The sequence below is a fragment of the Halococcus qingdaonensis genome (assembly GCF_024508235.1).
Classification (GTDB): Archaea; Halobacteriota; Halobacteria; order Halobacteriales; family Halococcaceae; genus Halococcus; species Halococcus qingdaonensis.
The window spans coordinates 1,800,280-1,816,744 of the sequence record NZ_CP101943.1 but is presented as its reverse complement, the minus strand read 5'-3'; the positions used below and the strand labels follow the sequence as shown (position 1 = coordinate 1,816,744).

At 66.3% G+C, this 16,465-nt stretch carries 21 protein-coding genes; 8 read left to right on the top strand and 13 right to left on the bottom strand.

The genetic code is table 11. From position 1 onward, the window contains the following. Positions 1-33 precede the first annotated feature (33 nt). On the top strand, positions 34-786 hold the full coding sequence (locus NO363_RS09330; protein ID WP_370525552.1) for an SDR family NAD(P)-dependent oxidoreductase: 753 nt from the start codon (positions 34-36) through the stop codon (positions 784-786). A 1-nt stretch (position 787) separates the two neighbouring features. On the opposite strand, the gene NO363_RS09325 is transcribed toward NO363_RS09330, so the two are convergent. The 4 genes from NO363_RS09325 to NO363_RS09310 all read right to left on the bottom strand — a co-directional run bounded on the left by NO363_RS09325 (position 788) and on the right by NO363_RS09310 (position 3,288). Next, complete coding sequence (locus NO363_RS09325) at positions 788-943, bottom strand: hypothetical protein (RefSeq protein ID WP_256684620.1); 156 nt, start codon at positions 941-943, stop codon at positions 788-790. Positions 944-1,303: 360 nt separating this feature from the next. After that, positions 1,304-1,969 (bottom strand): NADPH-dependent F420 reductase, encoded by a 666-nt coding sequence (gene npdG / locus NO363_RS09320; protein WP_256684619.1) that lies wholly within the window; start codon positions 1,967-1,969, stop codon positions 1,304-1,306. Positions 1,970-2,011: 42 nt separating this feature from the next. Continuing rightward, entirely contained in the window at positions 2,012-2,890 is an 879-nt protein-coding gene (locus NO363_RS09315) for a TIGR01548 family HAD-type hydrolase (RefSeq protein WP_256684618.1), read from the bottom strand. After that, complete coding sequence (locus NO363_RS09310; RefSeq protein WP_256684616.1) at positions 2,887-3,288, bottom strand: UPF0146 family protein; 402 nt, start codon at positions 3,286-3,288, stop codon at positions 2,887-2,889. The genes NO363_RS09315 and NO363_RS09310 overlap by 4 nt, the downstream gene beginning before the upstream one ends. A gap of 66 nt (positions 3,289-3,354) precedes the next feature. Here NO363_RS09310 and NO363_RS09305 point away from each other — a divergent pair, with 66 nt between their 5' ends. Then, positions 3,355-3,873, top strand: a complete 519-nt coding sequence (locus NO363_RS09305) for an archaemetzincin family Zn-dependent metalloprotease (RefSeq protein ID WP_256684615.1) — start codon at positions 3,355-3,357, stop codon at positions 3,871-3,873. Positions 3,874-3,902: 29 nt separating this feature from the next. Here the strand turns inward: NO363_RS09305 and NO363_RS09300 are convergent, their stop codons facing one another. Genes NO363_RS09300 through NO363_RS09290 form a run of 3 tightly spaced genes read right to left on the bottom strand, consistent with a single transcriptional unit; the run spans position 3,903 to position 7,319 of the window. Continuing rightward, positions 3,903-5,192 carry an NHL repeat-containing protein gene (locus tag NO363_RS09300; protein ID WP_256684614.1) on the bottom strand — a complete coding sequence of 430 codons (1,290 nt, stop codon included), beginning with the start codon at positions 5,190-5,192 and terminating at the stop codon, positions 3,903-3,905. Position 5,193: 1 nt separating this feature from the next. After that, positions 5,194-7,017 carry a ribosome biogenesis/translation initiation ATPase RLI gene (locus NO363_RS09295; protein WP_256684612.1) on the bottom strand — a complete coding sequence of 608 codons (1,824 nt, stop codon included), beginning with the start codon at positions 7,015-7,017 and terminating at the stop codon, positions 5,194-5,196. After that, positions 7,017-7,319 carry an EMC6-like membrane protein gene (locus NO363_RS09290; protein ID WP_004051485.1) on the bottom strand — a complete coding sequence of 101 codons (303 nt, stop codon included), beginning with the start codon at positions 7,317-7,319 and terminating at the stop codon, positions 7,017-7,019. Before NO363_RS09290 ends, NO363_RS09295 begins: the two co-directional genes overlap by 1 nt. Positions 7,320-7,484: 165 nt before the next feature. Here NO363_RS09290 and NO363_RS09285 point away from each other — a divergent pair, with 165 nt between their 5' ends. Continuing rightward, positions 7,485-7,757: a winged helix-turn-helix domain-containing protein gene (locus NO363_RS09285; protein ID WP_004051487.1), complete on the top strand. Its 273-nt coding sequence runs from the start codon at positions 7,485-7,487 to the stop codon at positions 7,755-7,757. 41 nt (positions 7,758-7,798) lie between these two features. Here the strand turns inward: NO363_RS09285 and NO363_RS09280 are convergent, their stop codons facing one another. The 3 genes from NO363_RS09280 to NO363_RS09270 are packed head-to-tail and all read right to left on the bottom strand — an operon-like array spanning position 7,799 to position 9,346. Next, positions 7,799-8,791 (bottom strand): mechanosensitive ion channel family protein, encoded by a 993-nt coding sequence (locus NO363_RS09280; protein ID WP_256684608.1) that lies wholly within the window; start codon positions 8,789-8,791, stop codon positions 7,799-7,801. Further along, the gene (locus NO363_RS09275) at positions 8,791-9,039 is read right to left on the bottom strand and encodes a YhbY family RNA-binding protein (RefSeq protein ID WP_007739157.1); all 249 of its coding nucleotides are present in this window, start codon (positions 9,037-9,039) and stop codon (positions 8,791-8,793) included. The genes NO363_RS09280 and NO363_RS09275 overlap by 1 nt, the downstream gene beginning before the upstream one ends. Positions 9,040-9,070: 31 nt before the next feature. Further along, positions 9,071-9,346 (bottom strand): ribonuclease P protein component 4, encoded by a 276-nt coding sequence (locus tag NO363_RS09270; protein WP_256684605.1) that lies wholly within the window; start codon positions 9,344-9,346, stop codon positions 9,071-9,073. An 88-nt stretch (positions 9,347-9,434) separates the two neighbouring features. On the opposite strand from NO363_RS09270, the gene NO363_RS09265 reads away from it, so the two are divergent. The 4 genes from NO363_RS09265 to NO363_RS09250 all read left to right on the top strand — a co-directional run bounded on the left by NO363_RS09265 (position 9,435) and on the right by NO363_RS09250 (position 12,599). Continuing rightward, positions 9,435-10,481, top strand: a complete 1,047-nt coding sequence (locus NO363_RS09265) for a glycosyltransferase family 4 protein (protein ID WP_256684604.1) — start codon at positions 9,435-9,437, stop codon at positions 10,479-10,481. Positions 10,482-10,643: 162 nt separating this feature from the next. Further along, positions 10,644-10,964 carry a toxin-antitoxin system TumE family protein gene (locus tag NO363_RS09260; RefSeq protein WP_256684603.1) on the top strand — a complete coding sequence of 107 codons (321 nt, stop codon included), beginning with the start codon at positions 10,644-10,646 and terminating at the stop codon, positions 10,962-10,964. Then, positions 10,945-11,373: an HVO_A0114 family putative DNA-binding protein gene (locus tag NO363_RS09255; protein ID WP_256684602.1), complete on the top strand. Its 429-nt coding sequence runs from the start codon at positions 10,945-10,947 to the stop codon at positions 11,371-11,373. The genes NO363_RS09260 and NO363_RS09255 overlap by 20 nt, the downstream gene beginning before the upstream one ends. Before the next feature lie 134 nt (positions 11,374-11,507). Beyond that, positions 11,508-12,599: a glycosyltransferase gene (locus NO363_RS09250; RefSeq protein ID WP_256684601.1), complete on the top strand. Its 1,092-nt coding sequence runs from the start codon at positions 11,508-11,510 to the stop codon at positions 12,597-12,599. A 20-nt stretch (positions 12,600-12,619) separates the two neighbouring features. Here NO363_RS09250 and NO363_RS09245 read toward each other — a convergent pair whose 3' ends face one another. The 3 genes from NO363_RS09245 to NO363_RS09235 form a co-directional block, all read right to left on the bottom strand. Further along, complete coding sequence (locus NO363_RS09245; RefSeq protein ID WP_256684599.1) at positions 12,620-13,363, bottom strand: DUF7847 domain-containing protein; 744 nt, start codon at positions 13,361-13,363, stop codon at positions 12,620-12,622. A gap of 45 nt (positions 13,364-13,408) precedes the next feature. Further along, positions 13,409-14,269: a 3-hydroxyacyl-CoA dehydrogenase family protein gene (locus NO363_RS09240; RefSeq protein ID WP_256684598.1), complete on the bottom strand. Its 861-nt coding sequence runs from the start codon at positions 14,267-14,269 to the stop codon at positions 13,409-13,411. Between the two features lie 76 nt (positions 14,270-14,345). Continuing rightward, positions 14,346-15,854, bottom strand: a complete 1,509-nt coding sequence (locus NO363_RS09235) for a 2-isopropylmalate synthase (protein ID WP_256684596.1) — start codon at positions 15,852-15,854, stop codon at positions 14,346-14,348. A 431-nt stretch (positions 15,855-16,285) separates the two neighbouring features. Here NO363_RS09235 and NO363_RS09230 point away from each other — a divergent pair, with 431 nt between their 5' ends. Beyond that, a complete protein-coding gene (locus NO363_RS09230) occupies positions 16,286-16,450 on the top strand; it encodes a hypothetical protein (RefSeq protein WP_256684595.1) in 165 nt (54 codons plus the stop codon). Positions 16,451-16,465: the final 15 nt, after the last annotated feature.

The following is a 16,465-nucleotide window of genomic DNA, read 5'->3' as shown; positions in this document are numbered from 1 at the left end:
GCGCGCCGCGGGCGGCGATGCTAAATCCCCGGGATGCGAAGCGAGCGCGTGATAACACCGAATCTCTCGGGGCGGACGGCGCTGGTGACGGGCAGCGCGAAGGGCGTCGGTCGCGAACTCCTGCTCTCGCTGGCCGACTGTGGCGCGTCGGTCGCCGTCCACTACTATACGAGCGACGAGGAAGCGCAGTCGGTCGCCGAGCAGGCCGCCGAGCTGGGTGTCGAAGTCACGACCGTCCAAGGCGACGTGACCGATCCCGCCGCGGTCGACGAACTGTTCGATGCGGCGGAAGCCGAACTGGGCGATGTCGACGTCCTCGTGAACAACGTCGGCGCGTTCGCGCCCAGCCACTGGGAAGAAATCTCGTTCGGGACGTGGAACCGCGTTCTCGAAACGAACCTCAACGGGACCTACCTCTGTGCGAAGCGCGCGCTGCCGGGCATGCGAGACCGCGAGTGGGGGCGCATCGTCAACGTCGGCTACGCGAGCGCCGATCGCCTGCTCGTCAGCCCGAAGAACTTCCCCTACTTCGTCGCCAAAGCCGGAGTGATAATGTTCACGCGGATGCTCGCGGCCGACACCCAGGACGACGGGATCACGGTGAACGCGGTCTCGCCGTACGTCGTCGAGAATTCGGAGGTGTTTCCCGACGACCTCCCGCGCGGACGGCCGGCGAACTTCGACGACATGGCGCAGGCGCTCCGATTCTTCCTCGACGAGGACAGCGATTACTTGAGCGGCCAGAACGTCGCGGTCGACGGCGGCTGGCGGCCCGAACGGGTCTGAGCTACTGGTCGCTCTCCTCGTCGAAGCGCGTGCTCGTGCGGTCGTCGGTTCGGCGGCGCATTCCGATCCAGAGGCCGATGGCGAAGGTGGCGATCGCGGCGACGACGACCACGATCGGCTGTGCGTGACTGAAGCCCAGATGGAGCAGTGCGTCCATGTCGCGCACGTCGACACAGGGTGCAAAAAGTTGCCCGGTCGGTTGGCCGGCGGCCGCCGGCCGCCGGCCGCGGTGCGGCGCGGTTCGCGGTACGGCTGTGGTCTGCGGTCGCGGGGGCGAGCACAGACTCAGGAATGGACGCTGGCCTGGTGGATGAAGGGCGAAGCCGCGAATGAAGCGAGCGGCTGAGGGCTTCTGCGGTGCTGTGCGGAGGCGGTATGTCCGCGCGAACGTAGTGAGCGCGGTTCACCGTGAGTGACCGAGCGTAGCGAGGGAGCGAGCGGACGTTTTTAGTCCAGGTTTTTGCGACGAGTGGTTCGCGCGGAGCGCGAACCCGAGTCGTAAAAAAGTGGAGGTCCTTCACTTGAAGGACACGCCGAGATCGGCGAGGGAATCGTTGTTCGTCGCGACGTTGATGAGCAGCGGTGTCAGACTCTCGACCTCGCTGGCGGCTGCGAGCGGGCCGGCATCGAGCGCGCGAATGCCGTCGATGCCGTCGGCGAGGCGCTCGACCGTGGCCTTCGCGTCGGTATCGTCGCCGACGACGAGCACGTCCCACTCCAGTGTGGCGTCGAGATCGGCGAGGCGGCCGGCCGCGAGGTTGTGGAAGGCTCCCACCACGGGGGTGTCGTCCGGGGCGGCCGCGGCGGCGAGTGCGGTCACGCTACCCGCGCTGGGTGGGTTGTAGTTCATCGTTCCCTCCTCGCGGCGCATGCCGACGGCGGGGCTCACGAGCACTGTGTCGTCGAGACCCCCCTCGATCGCGTCGATCGTATCCGAGAGGTGGTAGGCCGGCACGCAGAGAACGACGACGTCGGCGCGGTCGGCGGCCATCGCGTTGTCGAACCCGCTGATGTCGCCCTCGACGTCGTGACTACCGAGTTCGTCCTCGTACTCGCTGACGTGCTCGCGGGCTTTTTCGGGATCGCGCGAGCCGACGACGACCTCGTGATCGGTGTCGCGGGTCAGCCGGAGGGCGAGCCCTCGCCCGAGATCGCCCGTGCCGCCACAGAGTGCGATGCGCATACCCGATGCTCGCCCGAACGCCGAATAAACGTTCGTGTCTCGTCACTCACCGGCCAGCGTCTCGGGCAGGGCGTTGACGTCGTCGAGCACCGCGTCCGCGCCGACGCGGGCGAACTTCTCGCGACCCTCCTCGCCGTCGAGACCGCCGGTGAGAACGCCGATCCCGTGATACTCGCGGTCGGGATCGGCGTCGGCGGCGTTGCGTGCCGTGCGAACGTCGTCGAGCGTGTCGCCGGCGAAGACGACGCTCGTCGCGTCGAGGCGGTCGGCGAGCGTCACGAGCGCTGCCGGATCTGGCTTGCCGGGAACGGGGCTGTCCATCGTGAAGCGGTGCTCGTCGGGGACGTCGAGTCCCACTCGCGAGAGGGCGATGTCGGCCTCGGCGGCCGGCCGGCCGGTCACGACGCCGATGGAGTGATTCTCGACGAGGAAATCGAGCGTCGATCGGTCGGCGAGCACTTGCTCGTCGTGGATGAAGCCGTCGCCAGCGATGGCGGGGTCGGGCTCGCCGTCTTCGAGATCCGCGTACAGGTCGGCACCGAGATAGCGCTGCTGAAAGACGTCGCGCAGTCGCTCGCGGTCCCAGGCCGCGAACGCGCGTTCGAACTCGTCGGGCGCGAGCGCGTTCCTGACGACCGTCTCGGCCCCGGCGAGTCCGCCGCCGGTCGCCGTGATCTCGTCGGTGAACCGCTCGACAGTGTGATCGAGCCCTTCACCTCGGGCGAGCAGATACAGCGCCGCCGCGCTCGTGAGCTCCCAGTCGTCGTTGAACCCGCCGGCTTCCTTGAACAATTGTATGTCACTCCGATCCAGCGCTCCCTCGTGGACCGTTTCGAGGGTTTCGACGATCGCTCGTCGGTAGGAGTCGGCGACGTCGACGAGCACGCCGTCGATGTCGAGCACGACCGCCTCGGGGGTCACGCGGGTTCGCCTCCCCGATTCGTGGCGCGAAAGAGCGTCTCGCCGGCCGGTAGCGTTTCCGATTCGGCCGCCACGGCCGGGAACTCGCCGCCGAGGGTCGTGAATCGAAACGTAGCCCCGATCGTGCGCGCGACCGACCGGCATGGATGGTGGAGCTCCCGTGGGAGGTTCAGCGCGTAGAGCGCGTCGGCGTCGGCGTAGACGTCCATCGTGGGATCGGTGATATCGTCCTGGACGAACGTGACGTCGTCGGGCACGGTGCAGGGGCGAACGTCGGTCGCCGTCACAGGTGTCTCGTCGGCGAGACGTGCGGCGACGTCGGTCCGTGCGCCGATGCCGACCTCGACGGGCGAGGCGAAGTCGGCGAGGTGGGCGGCGAGCGCGTCCGCACGGGCCACGCTCGGGGGCCGATTTCGGGGGTTCACGTCGGGACGTTTATGATTGCGGCGTCCTAACCCCTTCGCATGCATGTCGACATCGTGCCGGTCGGCGACGTCCCCGCTCCGATCAAGCGGGCGGCCTCGGCCGGACTGCGATCGGTCTACGACTGCGACGTCATGCTCCACGATGCCAGTGCGCTCCCGGACGACGCCTACGACGAAGGTCGCGGCCAGTACCGCGCCGAGGCGTTCATCGAGTTCGCCGGTCACGTCGGCTCCGCGGAGAAGAACATCGCCCTCACGACCGAGGACCTCTTCTACCGCCGCCGCAACTACGTCTTCGGGCTGGCCTACCTCTCCGGCAACGGCAGCGTCGTCTCGACCTATCGCCTCCAGACCGCCGCCGACGGCGGCAGCCTCGACCGCTCGGACGACGACGTGTTCTCCGAGCGCGTCCGCAAGGAGGTCGTCCACGAGATCGGCCACACCCTCGGCCTCGAACACTGTGACGACGAGCGCTGCGTGATGAACTTCTCGCCGACCGTGCGCGAGGTCGATGTCAAGAACCAGCAGCTCTGCGCCGACTGCTCGACGCTCGTCTGACCGGCCATCACGACTCGTCTCGCGCAGCTCTACCGACCCAGTCGCCGACCCTCGACGACCGCAGCGACGCCACAGAGCAGTCCGCCGACGAGCAGCCCCCACGTCCCCACCCAGTTCGGAATCGAGTAGCGAAACAGTGTCAGCCCGTAGGCGACCGTGTCGCGCAGGGAACTCGTCTCGTCGGTGCCGGGATCGAACCCCGGCGCGTCGGCGGTCGGTTCGTCGCGACTCCCCTCGCTCGACCCATTTCGGGGAATCCGATCGGCGTCGTAGGGCAGTCGTCCGGTCTCGACCGCCCAGACCGCTTCGCCCGAGCCGTCGAGTTCGACGATGCGGTCGTTGTACGAATCGACGACGAGCGTGTTGCCGGTCGCGAGGCGGTCGGCGTCCCGTGGCCAGTCGAGGCGGGCGCTCCCGCCGGCCGTCCATACCGGGGTACGGTTCTCGAACTCCACGATGCGATCGCTCTCCGAATCCGCAACGAGGAGATGGCCGTCGGCGAGGCGGTCGGGGTTGTGCTGGGCGAACAGCGGTCCCGCACTGCCGTTCGGCGTGAAGCGGTTCGGGCCGACGAGCGGCTCGACCGCTATACTGTCGTTCGCGACACGCAGCTCGACGACCGTATCGAAGTTCCGCAGGCTCACCTGAAATCGTCCCTCTCCGACTTTATCGACGTCGTTCAGATGCGTCCAGTCGTCCTCCGGACCCACGTCGGCAGGTGGGTCGTAGGTCGCGTTCGCGTTCCACTGCCACTGGATCGTCCCGTCGCGATCGATGGCGAACACGCGGTCGTTGCCCATATCGGCGAGCACCCAGCGCGCCTCGCCGCCGGCCGTGTACCGATCGACGTCGTGGAGTTCGTGTTCGTGGCGCTCGACGTCGTACCAGCCGTATTGCCACTGCGTCTCGTTGGTTGCCTGGTTCACGATGCGGACGGTGTTGTGGACGCAGCCCCGGGTGCCGTCGTCCCGATAGCGTGCGGGACACTGCTCGTCCGGGACGGCGTCCGCGCCGGCGATCTGCACGCGATCCGGTCCGAGCGCCTCGACGTCGAAGACGTTCTCGACGGCGGTGTATTCCCAAACCACGGTCCCGTTGGGTGCGAGTTCCAGTGCCCGTCCCTCGTCGTGATAACCCTGCAGTCCGACGAGCGTGTTCCGTTCCGGCGGGTGCTCGTCGATCGTCACCGTCGATTCGTTCGCGCTCACGAATCCGACGAGCGCGACCGTGACCAGCACCAGACTGAGCGCAGCGAGAACTGCGGCGCGTCGCTTCGACGGAGTTTCGAGTCGCCCGCGGAGCCGTGAGAAGAGTCGCACGTCAGGCCGTGTAGTAGTATTCGCCGGCGCGTTTCTGCTCGCGATCGAGCTGGCTGCCGGGTTTGTTGATGCGCGGCCGGCCGACGCGCTCGTCGCGCCGGAAGGTCACGTCGAGATCCGCGAGGAAGCGGTTCATCCCCTCGCGCATTCCCACAGGAGGGCTCGCGTGACCCGAGCGGGCTGGTTCGCCGTCGAACACCAGCAGGCGATCGGCGAGCAGGTCGATCATATACGTGTCGTGGTCGATGACCAGCGCCGTCGCGTCGTGGTTCTCGGCGTACCGGCGGATCGCCGTGGTGGCCCGGACGCGCTGTTCGACGTCGATGTGGGCCGATGGCTCGTCGAGCACGTAGAGGTCGGCGTCCTCGGAGAGACAGGCCGCGATGGCGACGCGCTGGCGTTCGCCGCCCGAGAGATCGGTCAGGTTCTGTTCCATCACCGAATCGAGCTGGAGCGGCTGGGCGATCTCGGTGTCCCAGTACGACGAGCCGACATCGTTCGTGATCGACGAGAGGAAGGCGTCGACGCGCATCGGTTGGTCGATCTCGATGTACTGGGGTTTGTACGAGACGTCGAGGTTCGCGTCCAGACTGCCCGAGTCGGGATCGAGGTTGCCCGCCAGCAGTTCGGCGAACGTCGACTTCCCGATGCCGTTCGGGCCGACGACGCCGAGCACCTCGTTCTCGTGGATGGTGCCGCCCTCCACAGTCAGGGAGAACTCGCCGTCGCCGTAGGACTTCTCGATGGCGGGATACTCGACGAGCGCGTCGCCCGCAGAGACGCTCCGCGGGGCGTGCTCCTCGAACTCGATGGCGCTCGGGCGGATGCGCATGTTCTCGTTTTCGAGATAGCCTGAGAGATACTCGTTGATGCCGTTTTTGACCGATTTCGGTGGCGTGATGACGCCGTACGCGCCGGGCTCGCCGTAGGCCACGTGGAGGCTGTCGGCAAGCAGATCGAGGATCGCCAGGTCGTGTTCGACGACGAGCATCGAGCGGTCGTCGCCGGTGAGCTCGCCGATGAGTCGTGCGGCGGTCATGCGCTGGCCGATGTCGAGATACGGCGTGATCTCGTCGAGGAAGTAGAAGTCGGCGTCGCGGGCGAGCGTCGCCGCCAGCGCCACGCGCTGGAGCTCGCCGCCGGAGATCGAGTCGATCGGCTGGTCCATCACCGGGCCGATCGAGAGCCGCTCGATCAGTTCGTCGAGCACGCCGCGCTCGTCGGTCTGGGCGAGCAGTTCTCGGGTATTGCCGTCGAACCGTTTCGGGATCTGGTCGACGTACTGGGGCTTTCGTGCGACCGTTATCGCCTCCTCCTGGAGCCCTTCGAGGAAGCTCTGGAGCTCCGTACCGCGGAACTCGTCGAGCACGGGCTCCCAGCCGGCCGCGCCGTCCCAGTCGCCGAGGTTCGGCGTGATCTCGTTGGCCAGGATCTTGACGGCGGTCGTCTTGCCGATGCCGTTCGGGCCGAGGATGCCCGTCACTTTCCCGGCTTCCGGTGCCGGCAGGCCGTAGAGCGAGAAGGCGTTCTCGCCGTAGCGGTGGACGGGCTCCTCGTCGAGCTCCTGGGGAAGATTGATGATCTCGATGGCGTCGAACGGGCATTTCTCGACGCAGATGCCGCAGGTCTCGCCTAGACAGAGCTCCTCGGAGATGGAGATCTGGTCCGGATCGCCGTCGTAGCGGTCGTCGTCGTAGCGCTCCTCGCGGGTGACGATACACTCCTCGCCCGTCCGATTGGGCGGGCAGAAGTTCGCGCACTCGTAGTTACAGCGATCGGGTTGGCAGCGGTCGAGATCGACGACCGCGATGGAATCGTCGGCCATCAGAAGCTGGTGCCGGTGGTGAGGAGGATCGTCCAGGTCACGAACCAGAGTGCGAACGTCATGAACGCGATGTAGACGTTGTCCTTGATCGAGAAGTCGTCGACCTCGACCCCCAGCAGCCCGAGAAGCGGCAGCTGGACGAGGATTGCGCCGGCGAGCGGGTAGAGGCCGGCGGTGTCGGTCGCCCCGCTCGCGACCACTGCGGAGATGAGTCCGGCCGCAATGCCCGAAAGCGACGTGACCGAGGAGACCGTCAGACTCCGGAGATGGTCGGCCCGCGCGTCGGCTGTCTCGGTCGCCATACGAACGCTACCGACCACGCGCTCAAAAGCCGTTCGCTCTCGGCGCTGGCCCCGCCTCGCTGACCGCTCGGATGCCCCCTGCCGCCATCCCGACACGCCCACAGACGGCCGAGCGTGCAGGGGCAGACCACGGTTTTATGCCCCTCGCGCACATCTACTCGGACGATGAGTGACTCCGACGAAGAGCGCCTCGTGGACCTGCCGCCGAGCGCGAAACTCGTGTTCAAGGTGCTCGAATACAACGGCACGCTCACCCAGAAGGGGATCGTCGAGGAGTCGATGCTGTCGGCACGGACGGTCCGCTACGCGCTCGAACGGTTGGAGGAGATCGAGGTCATCGACGAGGACGTCTACTTCGCCGACGCCCGTCAAAACCTCTACGAGATCACGGCCGCACCGACCGTCGAGGGCGAGACCGACGCGCTCGCCGACGACTGAGCGCCACAGTACGATCCGTTCGTTACCGCCCGTCTCGTCGGCTATCGATCGACCGACTCGATCCTGACCGCCGGGTTCTGGCCGTACTGCCCCGAGAGATCGATCTGCGGGTCGGGCATGTCGATCCCCGCGGCGTCGAAGCGATTCTTGACGGCCGTCACGTACTCGCCGCGCGTTTTCAGGTAATCGCCCCGGTTCGGGTCGGCGATCCAGAAGCGCGAGGTCAGCCCGACGTACGAGTCGGCGAGCGCACCACGGTCGGACTCCGACGATTCGGTCATCCGTACCGTCGGTGCGGGGTCGTCGAGGATGTCGTCGTGTTTTTCGGCCTCTTCGAGGATGATGTCGGTCGCCTCCTCGATGTCGTCGTCGTAGCCGATGCCGAAGTTGAACTGCAGGCGGAGCTCGTCCTTCGCGACGGGGTTCTTGATAACGTCGCCGGTGAGCACCGAGTTCGGCACCGTGAGCAGCTCGTTGTCGAAGGTGCGCACTCGCGTCACACGGAAGGTAATGTCCTCGACGATGCCAGCGTAGGTGCCGGTGTCCCACTCGATCCAGTCGCCGATGCGGAACGGTCGATCGATGTAGATGAACATGCCGGCGACGAAGTTCGAGATGCTGTCCTTCAGCGCGAAGCCGATCGCGAGCGTCGCCGCGGCACCGATGGCCGCGAGCGAGGTGAGCAGCTGGCCGTAGCCTGCGATGTTCAGCGCCGTCGCGATCGCGAGAAAGCCCACGATCAGTTTCGTCAGCCGGAGCAGCGGCTTCTTCTCGTGCTGGTCGAGCTCGCGGCGGTTCAACAGTCGGCTCACGAACGGGACGACCGTCGCTCGCCCGAGCGTGTAGAGCACGAACAGCGCAATGACGAACGTGATGATCGCGCCGAGGACGTCGTAGTAGGGGATGCCGAACTCGTGGAGTAGTTCCCCGACGGGCCCGAGCTCCGGGTTCGAGATGACCTCGGAGACGTTCGAGCCGTTCGGCGTCTCCACCGGCACCTGCTGGGCGACCCAGCCGGAGTAGCCGACGGCCATCAGTGATAGGTCGCCGTGTTCCCGCGCGTTTCGACGAGTTCCGCGCCGACCCGCTCGCCGAGCGAGCTGGCGAGTTCGTCGGTCGTCGTTCCGCCGCGGGCTGCCCGGAGGAACTTCACCTTCACCAGCTCGCGGTCGTCGAGCTGACTGTCGAGTTCGTCGGCGACGCTTTCGATACCGCCCTTTCCAACGCGCAGCGTGGCGTCGACGCCGTGGGCGCGCTCCCTGTGCGATCGGTCGTCGGTCATGGCCAGTCGTCCTCGCGCGGTGCAGGTAAGACTATTCATACGGATAGCGCGCCTGCGTGCCACACTCACAGGTGATCACGACGTGGCCGTCCTGCGTGCGGACTCGGCAGTTTCGGCCCGGCCGGAGATAGCTATCGCAGGCATCGCAGGTGAACCGTTCGAACCGCCGGGGCAGCGACCGACGATTGCGCTCGGCGATCCGGCGGGCGAGCCTGACGCATTCGCGGGCGCGGTCGTCGTGGCCCGCACGCGCCGCCTTTCGGGCGAGAGCGTGCAGGCGATCGATACGTTCGTCGGCGAGCGTCATGGCGGAGTATGAGAAGTTCGCCGGCGAGCGGTATGCGTTTTGTCTTCCGTTTCGGTGGGCTTTTTCTCTCGGCCGACGCGCTCTCGGTGTGCGCGCGCTCAACTACCTCGAACTCGAAGGCCCCCTCCAGCGCAGCGGCTGGGGCACCGCCGCTGCCCAGCAGCGCGCGGCGCTCGCCGATACCGACATCGACGTCGTGACCTCGCCGTGGCGCGACGACCTCCTCTCGACTGCTCGCTCGATCGCGGCGGGCGACGGCGCGTTTCGGGATATCGATCTCGCCCACTGCAACGCTCCGGGTCCCGGCAGTCTGGCGGTCGCGCGCCATGCCCATCTGAACGACGTTCCGCTCGTGCTCCACGCCCACATGACCGCCGAGGACTTCGGCGAGTCGTTTCGCTTTTCCTCGGAGATCGCCCCGCTGCTCAAGCGCTATCTCCGGTGGTTCTACTCGCAGGCCGATCTCGTGCTCTGCCCGAGCACGTATACGAAGAACGTGCTCGAATCGTATCCCGTCGATGCACCGATCGAAACGATCACCAACGGTATCGACCGCGACTCGCTCGCGGGCCACGAAAGACTCCGCGGGGAGTACCGTGAGCGCTACGATCTCGACGGGATGGTTGTGTTCGCGCTGGGAAGCGTCTTCGAGCGCAAAGGCCTGACGACGTTCTGTCGACTCGCCGAAGAGACCGACTACGATTTCGCGTGGTTCGGCACGTACGACACCGGCCCACATGCCTCGCCAGTGGTGAAGCGTTGGACCGAAAACCCGCCGGACAACCTCACTTTCTCCGGGTGGGTCGAGGACAAGCGCGGTGCGTTCGGCGCGGGCGACGTGTTCTGTTTCCCGACGAAGGTCGAAAATCAGGGCATCGTCGTGCTGGAGGCGATGGCCTGCGGGAAGGCCGTCGTCATCAGCGATATCCCAGTGTTCGAGGAGTTCTTCACCCACGGCGAGGACTGTCTGAAATGTTCCAGTCGCGCCGAGTTCCGCGCGGCGCTTGACCGACTGTCGGAAAATCCCGCCCTCCGTGAGCGGTTGGGGCAGAATGCGCGCGAAACCGCGGCCGAACACAGCCTCGATCGGGTGGGGGCGGAGCTTTCGCGCATCTATCGCGACGTCACCGTCTAACTTCACCCGTCGAAGCGGCGAGAACTGTTCATGTATGCCTTGTCTCGCCAATCTCCAATCGTCATCGAACGAACAGTCCAACTCGCTGTTCGGCGGTGCGATCAGCATCTGTTGGAGGGAACAGCAACACGCTTATTTCGTTGTAGCCTATAACAACGGACGATGGACGGGGAGGACGGAGCGACGCAGGTCCTCGACGTGAAAGAGCGATTTCCGGAAAACGGGACGCTCGCTGCCGTCACTGCGTGGCGCGTGCCCGACTCCGATCGCTATCCCAACGGGGTGCGCTACTCCATGCAGTACGGTCGGATCGAGGGAAAAACGATCATCCGGTACGACAATTTCCCGGATCACCCTGGTGCGGCGAAGCACCACAAACACGTCGGCGAGGAAGAGGTCGAAGACGTCGAGTTTCGTGGGCTGTCCTCGCTCTTCCGGCGATTCAAACAGGAGGTACGCACTCATGGCGAACACTGGCCCTAACGACGACGAACCGACGCGCACGATGCACATTCGCTTCGGGCGTGGGAACGCCGACCGCGTTGAGGAGACGCTGAAGGTTCTGGATCGTGGCGAGACGCCCGATCCCTACTTCGAGCGCGTCTACCGCGACGAGGAGAACTTGCATCGCGTGACACGCCCGCGAAACCTCGAACTGCTCCGAACGCTCGCCAACGAGCAACCCGAGAGCATCCGTGAGACGGCCCGGCTCGTCGACCGTGACGTTCGACAGGTGCATCGCAATCTGACGGAGCTCGAAGAGCTCGGCCTCGTCGAGTTCGACGACAACGGGCGCTCGAAGCAGCCGAGCGTCTGGTACGACGAGATCGCCGTCGAGTTGGAACTGACGACGAACGACGAGACGAACTCGAACGGTGTCGTCGAAGCCTGAACTTCCGCCTTTTCGTTGTTCTTCACCTCGCTGCACAACGGCGAGAACGACGGCCAAGGCGGGTCGATCAGCGATCATCGACGAACCATCGCGAAGTCACAACCGATTAATCCTCGCTGCTGAAATCACGGACGATGCCGCCACACGTCGCCGCCTTCACCGACACCTATCTGCCGACGGTGAACGGCGTCACCTACACCATCCGGACGTGGCGCGAGCGCTGGCAGCGCCGCGACGGACGGATGGACGTCGTCTATCCGGGTGCCGACGGACACGACCCCACACCGGACGAGCATCCCGTTCGGAGCCTCCCGTTTCCGTTCTACGAGGACTTCCGCGTCGGTGTGCCATCGGTGCCCGATGCGGTCGCGAACGCCGATATCGTCCACGCCCACACGCCGTTCGGGCTCGGCCTCGGCGGTCTGCGCCTCGCGCACGATATCGACCAGCCGCTCGTCGCCTCTTACCACACGCCGACGGCGGAGTACGCCGGCTATCTCGCCGAGGGCTGGCTGCTCGACGCGGTCGCTCGCGTGGGAAACGCCTACGAACGCTGGTTTCTCGGCCGTGCCGATCACATCGTCGTGCCGAGCGAGACGGTCCGCACGGCGCTCACACGCCGTGGCATCGGGCCGGTGTCGGTCGTCTCGAACGGCGTCGACACAGACCGGTTCGCGCCGACCGACACTGCTGATTTTCGCGCCCGCCACGATCTTCCGGACGGGCCGCTCGTCGGCTACACCGGCCGACACGGTTTCGAGAAGGAGCTCGCCGATCTCGTGGCGGCCGCCGAAGGGATGGACGCCACGTTCGTGCTGGCTGGCGACGGTCCCGCGAACAAGACGCTTCAGGAGGAGGCCGACGAGAGCGACGCGGATATCCGTTTCCTCGGCTTTCTCGATCGCGAGGAGCTTCCTGCCCTCTACTCGGCGCTCGACGTCTTCGGCTTTCCGAGCCCGGTCGAAACGGAGGGGTTGGTCGCGCTCGAAGCGATGGCCTGTGGAACGCCCGTCGTCGGCGTCGACAGTGGTGCGCTCACCGAGACGATCGAGGACGGCGAGACGGGCTATCACTACGAACGAGGCGATATCGATGCGTTTCGGGACGCGCTCGGGCGCGCGCTCGCCGACGACGGGCTCTCGGCGACCTGTCGTTCGCGGCGCGAGTCGATGAGCGTCGAGCACTCGGTCGATTCGCTTGCCGACGTCTACGATACCGTTCTGTAATCACGACGAATGGGCCGCGCTCAGACGGCCGTCGGTTCGAGATGGTCGTAGGCCCGCGCGATCGCGATCCAGAGGAAGACGCTGCCGAGCCCGCTGACGATCGTGACGACGAGCGGGCCGACGACGCCGATCGAGGCGACCGCGTCGGTGACGACGCCGCCGAGCGCCTGGAGCAGTGCGTTCACGATGACGAGCGCGAGCAAGAGTGCGGCGACCCGTCCCGGCGAGCGCCGCAGCACGCGGAAGCTCTTGCGGAACGCGGTGAGGATGTCGTCGTCCTCGACGGCGACGAACGCCGGGGCGAAGAACGACGCCGCCAGCAGTACGAGAAAGAGGACGACCCAGAGCGCGATGCCGACGAGCCCGAGGACGATGGCGAGGAACGCGCCGGCACCGAGTCCGATCGCGAGCACGACGGAGACGCCGAGCAGGTTCGCCACGCCGAAGCCCACCCGATGGGTGAGGTGGTCGCGCTCGACGATCCCCCACTGGCCGGCGAAGACACGGATGGTGACGAGCGCGAGGTAGACGCCGACGATGGCGACGACGAAGCTCGCGAGCAGCGGCAGCGGATTTCCGGTGATCACGACCGGCATCGCACCGCCGCCGGCACCGATGACGCCGGGCGTGGTGCGGACGAACTCGCCGGGGACGAACGCCGCGATCGCCTGGACGACGGCGAGTGCCACCAACACGAGCAACGCAGGCCCCGTCGCCAGCCGCCGAAGCGACTGGCGGAGCACCGTGAGAACGCTGAATGCCATGTCAGACCGGATTCGAGCGCGAATACTGTGTCTTGCGGTTCGGGCTCAGTCGTAGTCGTAGAAGCCGGCACCCGTCTTCTTGCCGAGATCACCCGCTTCGACCTTTCGCTTCAGGAGATACGCCGGCGTGTAGCGGTCGCCGAGCTCCTCGTGGAGGGTTCGGGTGGCGTCGAGACAGATGTCCAGTCCAATGTGGTCGGCGAGTTCGAGCGGCCCCATCGGCACGTTGGTGCCGAGTTTCATCCCGCGATCGATGTCCTCCTTCGTGGCGACGCCCTCGTCGAAGGTCCTGATGCCCTCGTTGATCCACGGCATCAGGATGCGGTTCGAGACGAAGCCCGGCTTGTCGTCCGACTCCCAGGTCTCCTTGCCCAGCTCCGCGGCGAAGTCGTGGGCGAGCCCCGTGGTTTCGTCGGCGGTGTGCTCGCCGACGACCAGCTCGACGCCTTTCATGACGGGGACGGGGTTCATGAAATGCAGTCCGACGACGAGCTCCGGGCGCTCGGTCGCGCTCGCGATCGACGTGACCGAGAGCGTGCTGGTATTCGTCGCGAGTACGACGTCCTCCGGCATTGTTTCGTCGAGATCGGCGAAGATCTCCTGTTTGATCTCCATCTCCTCGACGGCCGCCTCGACGACGAGATCGCAGTCGGTGAGGTCGTCGAGAGCCGTCGTGCCCGTGATCCGGTCGCGTGCCGCCCCAGCCTCGTCATCAGTGAGTTTCTCGCTATCGACGAGTCGATCCAGGCTGTCGTCGATCGCGTCGAGCCCGTTCTTGACGAACGACGTCTCGATGTCGCGCATGACGACGTCGTAGCCCGCGGTCGCGACGACCTGTGCGATGCCGTTGCCCATCGTGCCAGCGCCGACGATGCCTACCCGTTCGACCGCATCGAGTTCGCGCATGCTCCGACTCGCTGTGGCGCGCTGGTAAGCCTACTGGGTGTTACGGTAGCGATGGTGATGATGGATGAGGGCTGCCTCAGTTCGCGAGTAGCCGATCGAGTGCGTCGACCATCGCCTCGACGCTCGCCCGGGTGATGTCGGCGTGGCTCGCGGCGACCGAGACCGACTGTGCGTCGCGACTCATCTCGACCTCGACGGTGACGAGCGCGTCGGTTCCGCCGGTGATCGCATCGACGTGATAGGAATCCAGCGTCGCGTCGCGACCGGGACCGAGCGCCTCCCGAACGGCCGCCACGGCGGCGTCGACGGGCCCGCTGCCGGTGCCGCTGGCGGTGCGTTCGTCGCCGTCGACCCGAAGCCTGACGCTCGCCGTCGGGGTAGCGTTGCCGCTGGCCGCCGTGAGGTCTTCGAGTTCGACCCGCCGCTCGCGCTCGCGACCCTGCACCGTCTCGGCGAGCGCGAGCACGTCCGCGTCGGTCACGCGCTTGCCCTGATCACCGAGATCGGTCACGCGGTCGGTGATCTCGGCGACGTCGGCGTCGCTCGCGTCGACGTCGTGCTCGGCAAGCGTCGCCGCGACGCCCGCACGACCGGTGTGCTTGCCGAGGGCGAGCCGGCGCTCGCGACCCACTCGTTCGGGCGGGTAGGGTTCGTACATCGCGTCGTCCTTCAGCTGGCCGTCGGTGTGGATGCCCGACTCGTGAGTGAAGGCGTTCTCGCCTACGACTGCCTTGTTCGGCGCGAGCGCGATGCCCGTCGCGTCGGCGACGGTCCGCCCGAGATCGTACAAACCACTGGTGTCGACGGTCTCGTTGCCGTAGCCTTCGGCGAGCGCGATGGCGACCTCTTCGAGCGCGACGTTGCCCGCCCGTTCGCCGATCCCGTTGATCGTGGCGTGGACGAGATCCACGCCCGCTCGGATCGACGCGAGCGCGTTCGCCACCGCCAGTCCGAGATCGTCGTGGGTGTGGGTGCTCGTCGGGCCGAGATCGGCGAGTCGCGAGACCACCGCACCCGTATGTTCGGGCGTGGCGTAGCCGACGGTATCGCAGTAACAGATCCGGTCCGCGCCCGCGTCGACGGCCGCGCCCATCAGTTCTGTGAGGAACTCGGGATCAGCCCGGCTGCCGTCCTCGCCGAGCACCTCGACCCAGAGCCCGTGCTCGCGGGCGTATTCGACCAACTCGACGGTGGTTTCGACGACGCCGCCGCGGCTCGTGCCGACCTTGCGTTCGATGTGGCGCTCGCTGGCGGGCACGACGAGGTTGATCCCGTCGACGTCGCAGTCGAGCGCGAGGTCGACGTCGCCTCTGATGCCGCGACAGAAGCTCGTCACTCGCGCGTCGAGCCCCTCGCTCGTCACCCGCGAGATGGTCTCGCGCTCGCCCGCGCCGGTGCAGGCGCTGCCGGCCTCGATCGTCGAGACGCCGGCCGTGTCGAGTTTGCGGGCGATGTCGACCTTCTCGCTTGGCGTGAGCGACACGCCGGGGGCTTGCTCGCCGTCGCGGAGCGTGGTATCGAGAAACTGTACGTCAGTGTCAGACAGCGGGGTAGTTTCGGGGGAGCCCCCGAATAAAACGTTCACCGGTCATGATAGCCACTCGCAGCGCAGCGCGGACGGTATTTAAAATGGTGCGTACCGACAGATGTTGCGGTCCACGATTTCAGTTGCAACCCGCTATTCTAGTCGCGGTCAGCGGTGGCGCGCGCTCGCGCTCGTGTGCGAGCCGAGCGGGACCGAAGGTCCCGCTGGCCGTGCGAACGGGCGGCGAAGCCGCCCGTGAGCAGACAATAGCGAGCACTGAGCGCGAACATTGCGCGAGGGATGAGCACCACAGCGAGCAACGCGAGCGAGGAGCGTAATCGGCTGGGGAGGTCTGTGGGCTGTTGCGGTTCTCATTTGTGTCAGTAATCGCCACGACTGAATTGGCTGCTTTCTCAGATTGAGATGAGCAATCGAATACGATCAATCGCTTGAGCCGTGATTATTTGTGGTTCAGCCGAGTTGACACAGCTATGGACCCGTATAACCGGGGCACGATCGCCATCGCAGTAGGACTCGCGATCGGTGCATGGCTCACCGCGGCACCATCGGCGGAGTTCGTGTCCAAACTCGGCACCGCCGCGATCGCCGGGTTGGCGGGGTTCGTGGGCGCAGTGCTGCTGAAAGGCTGGCATTGACGTCGCTTCGGGACG

Coding starts and splice junctions, on each gene's coding strand:
- NO363_RS09330 (WP_370525552.1), top strand. CDS start 34: ATGCGAAGCGAGCGCGTGATAACACCGAATCTCTCGGGGCGGACGGCG.
- NO363_RS09325 (WP_256684620.1), bottom strand. CDS start 943: ATGGACGCACTGCTCCATCTGGGCTTCAGTCACGCACAGCCGATCGTG.
- npdG (WP_256684619.1), bottom strand. CDS start 1,969: ATGCGCATCGCACTCTGTGGCGGCACGGGCGATCTCGGGCGAGGGCTC.
- NO363_RS09305 (WP_256684615.1), top strand. CDS start 3,355: ATGCATGTCGACATCGTGCCGGTCGGCGACGTCCCCGCTCCGATCAAG.
- NO363_RS09295 (WP_256684612.1), bottom strand. CDS start 7,017: ATGGCCGACGATTCCATCGCGGTCGTCGATCTCGACCGCTGCCAACCC.
- NO363_RS09290 (WP_004051485.1), bottom strand. CDS start 7,319: ATGGCGACCGAGACAGCCGACGCGCGGGCCGACCATCTCCGGAGTCTG.
- NO363_RS09285 (WP_004051487.1), top strand. CDS start 7,485: ATGAGTGACTCCGACGAAGAGCGCCTCGTGGACCTGCCGCCGAGCGCG.
- NO363_RS09280 (WP_256684608.1), bottom strand. CDS start 8,791: ATGGCCGTCGGCTACTCCGGCTGGGTCGCCCAGCAGGTGCCGGTGGAG.
- NO363_RS09275 (WP_007739157.1), bottom strand. CDS start 9,039: ATGACCGACGACCGATCGCACAGGGAGCGCGCCCACGGCGTCGACGCC.
- NO363_RS09270 (WP_256684605.1), bottom strand. CDS start 9,346: ATGACGCTCGCCGACGAACGTATCGATCGCCTGCACGCTCTCGCCCGA.
- NO363_RS09260 (WP_256684603.1), top strand. CDS start 10,644: ATGGACGGGGAGGACGGAGCGACGCAGGTCCTCGACGTGAAAGAGCGA.
- NO363_RS09255 (WP_256684602.1), top strand. CDS start 10,945: ATGGCGAACACTGGCCCTAACGACGACGAACCGACGCGCACGATGCAC.
- NO363_RS09250 (WP_256684601.1), top strand. CDS start 11,508: ATGCCGCCACACGTCGCCGCCTTCACCGACACCTATCTGCCGACGGTG.
- NO363_RS09245 (WP_256684599.1), bottom strand. CDS start 13,363: ATGGCATTCAGCGTTCTCACGGTGCTCCGCCAGTCGCTTCGGCGGCTG.
- NO363_RS09240 (WP_256684598.1), bottom strand. CDS start 14,269: ATGCGCGAACTCGATGCGGTCGAACGGGTAGGCATCGTCGGCGCTGGC.
- NO363_RS09230 (WP_256684595.1), top strand. CDS start 16,286: ATGGACCCGTATAACCGGGGCACGATCGCCATCGCAGTAGGACTCGCG.